3 protein-coding genes are annotated in these 2,827 nt (G+C 64.1%); 1 reads left to right on the forward strand and 2 read right to left on the reverse strand.

The genetic code is table 11. The annotated features are described in order from the left end of the window. Both JOZ76_RS12900 and JOZ76_RS12905 read right to left on the reverse strand, forming a co-directional pair. Nucleotides 1-1,168, reverse strand: a 1,168-nt coding sequence (locus JOZ76_RS12900) for an aldehyde dehydrogenase family protein (protein WP_291699012.1), incomplete at its 3' end; no start/stop codon positions are given. A gap of 251 nt (nt 1,169-1,419) precedes the next feature. Beyond that, nucleotides 1,420-1,740: a hypothetical protein gene (locus tag JOZ76_RS12905; protein ID WP_291699013.1), complete on the reverse strand. Its 321-nt coding sequence runs from the start codon at nt 1,738-1,740 to the stop codon at nt 1,420-1,422. Nucleotides 1,741-2,096: 356 nt separating this feature from the next. Between JOZ76_RS12905 and JOZ76_RS12910 the strand changes: the two genes are divergently transcribed. Beyond that, the coding region (locus tag JOZ76_RS12910) for a serine hydrolase domain-containing protein (protein ID WP_291699014.1) at nt 2,097-2,827 on the forward strand (731 nt) is incomplete at its 3' end.

A 2,827-nucleotide genomic window follows, 5' to 3' on the forward strand; every position in this document is an offset into this window, starting at 1 on the left:
CGGCCAGCACCGTCGGCTCGAAGAACGTGCCGCCGAGCGCGTGGCGTTTGCCGCCGGTGACGATTTTTGCGCCGCGCTTCACGGCATCGGCAATGTGCCGCTCGACCTTGTCGATCGCTTCCATGTTGATCAGCGGGCCCTGCGTGATGCCGGTCTCGGTGCCGTCGCCGACCTTCATCGCCGCGGCCTTCTGCGACAGTTTTTGCACAAAAATGTCGTAGATCTTGTCCTGCGCATAGATGCGGTTGGCGCAGACGCAGGTCTGGCCCATGTTGCGATATTTTGAGACTATCGCGCCGTCGACCGCGGCATCGATGTCGGCGTCGTCGAACACCACAAAGGGCGCGTTGCCGCCGAGCTCGAGCCCGAGCTTCTTCACGCCGACGGAGGCCTGCTGATAGAGGATCTTGCCGACCTCGGTCGAGCCGGTGAAGCCGATGAAGCGAACCGCGGGATGCTCACACAGCACTTTTCCGATCGCGGAGGAATTGCCGGTCAGCACGTTGAACACGCCCTTTGGCACGCCCGCCTTCTCCGCCAGCGCGACCAGCGCCAGCGCCGTCAGCGGTGTCTCGTTGGCGGGTTTCAACACGACGGTGCAGCCCGCCGCGAGCGCCGGCGACACCTTTCGGGTGATCATCGAGCACGGGAAATTCCACGGCGTGATCGCGCCGCAGACGCCGATCGGCTGCCGGATCGCCAGCAGCCGCGCATCGGGACGCTGGGTCGGGATGGTCTCGCCATAGACCCGGCGGGCTTCCTCCGCGAAGAACTCGACATAGGCGCCCCCGATGTCGATCTCGCCGAGCGCCTCGGTGAGCGGCTTGCCCTGCTCGGAGGTGAGGATCATCGCCAGATCCTCTCGGTTGGCGATGATCAGTTCGAACCATTTGCGCAGGATGTTGGAACGCCGCTTGGCGGTGAATTTCGCCCAGGCCGGAAACGCGCGCTCCGCCGCTTCGACGGCCTCCGTCGTTTCCGCCGTGCTCATGACCGGAATCTTGGCAAGCTCCGCGCCGTTGGCGGGGTTGGTCACCGCGCGCGCCGGCGTCCCGGTCCAGGCGCCGTCGACAAAACACTGCTCGCGCAGCAGCGAAGGATCCTTCAGACGATCACGGAGCGTGGGCGCGGAGCCCTGGGCGGCGCGGGCTGTGGCGGGCGGATTCATGGCGGTACTCCCTCGGTCATTCCCGGACGTTTGAGCCGACTATAGGCTCAATCCACCCGCAATGCACCGGGGCGCGACAGCTTCACGACAGCTTGAGGCGCGTATGACCGATCGCGCTGCAGGTTCGGCGTAGGTTGTGACGATCAGTGTTGCAAAGGGCTCGTCATGCCCGGCCTTGTACTGGACAAGGCCGGCATGACGACGGAGAGAACGGCACCCTTTAAACTGACGTCCCCGAGCCAATTCCGCGACTAGGCTGCGCCGCTCATATAGGTCTCGCGGCGGCCGATCATGCGCTCGGCCGCGGCCTTGGCGTCCGCCTTGGTCGAGGTCGCGCAGGTGCGGTATTCGAGATCTGCTTGAACGGCTGCATCGCGCCGGCCGAACCAGGATTTGCCGCCGACCGACAGCAGCGCCAGCGCCTGCGCCACATTGTCGACCGCGCCGAACGAGTGCAGCGCGCCGGTGCCGGCATAGCGCACCTCGTAAATGCCGGGCGAAATCGGCGCCTCCAAATTCTCGCCCCGCCCCGGCCTCGGATATCGCTTCCATTCACTCCAGGTCGAAATCATTGCATTCCCCTTGCGGCATGCCCGCCGCAAAAATCAGCCAAATAAAAAACCGCCAGGCCGCCCGGCAACCGCCGATCCAGCCGCGTTCTGAACGCCTTACCAGAAAAGGGGTCCGAACCGAACGCCCAAAACAGCATAGCGCCTGTCTGGCGAGGACGCGTGCTGGTTAAGGTTGATATGATCAGAAATCATGGGCGCTGCCATTCCGCACCGCTCTTGTCCACGTTTTCCTCCTCATTTTTACCGTCGATCACGGGATCGCGAGCAGCCGGGGCGCGCTTGTTCCGCGCTTGCCACGCCTCCTGCCCGGGCGGAAGATCGCGACACTCTAAATCATAACAATTGGAGGAGACCCGATGCAAAGCCAGGCCCAGATCGATCAGTTGCTGCGCCAGAAGGCCGACGCCAAGGAGATTCCCGGTGTGGTTGCGGTTGCCGCCACCCGCAACGAGACCATCTACCAGGGCGCGTTCGGCAAGCGCGACCTGTCCAAGGACGATGCGATGACGCTCGACAGCGTGTTCTGGATCGCCTCGATGACCAAGGCGATCACGGCCGCGGCGGCGATGCAGCTGGTCGAGCAGGGCAAGCTGACGCTGGATCAGCCGATCGGCAATCTCTTGCCCGATCTCGCCGCGCCCCAGGTGCTCGAAGGTTTTGACGCCAGCGGCGAGCCGATCCTGCGGCCTGCCCGCAGCGCGATCACGCTGCGCCATCTCATGACCCACACCGCCGGCTTCTGCTACGATCTGTGGAATGGCGACATGGCGAAATACCTGGAAAAAACCGGGCTACCGGGCATCACCTCCTGCAGGAATGACGCGCTGAAGACGCCGCTGACGTCCGATCCAGGCACCCGCTGGGAATACGGCATCAACATCGATTTCGTCGGCAAGGCCGTGGAAGCCGTGAGCGGCAAGCGGCTCGACGCCTATCTGCGCGACCACATGTTCGCGCCGCTCGGCATGAACGACACCGCTGTCAAGATTGGCGATGACCAGCGCAAGCGGCTGGTCGGCATGCATGCACGCGGCGAGGATGGCCAGCTTTCGTCCATCCCGTTCGAGCTGGCTCAGGATCCGGAATT

It is taken from the genome of Bradyrhizobium sp. (genome assembly GCF_019244115.1).
Classification (GTDB): Bacteria; Pseudomonadota; Alphaproteobacteria; order Rhizobiales; family Xanthobacteraceae; genus Bradyrhizobium.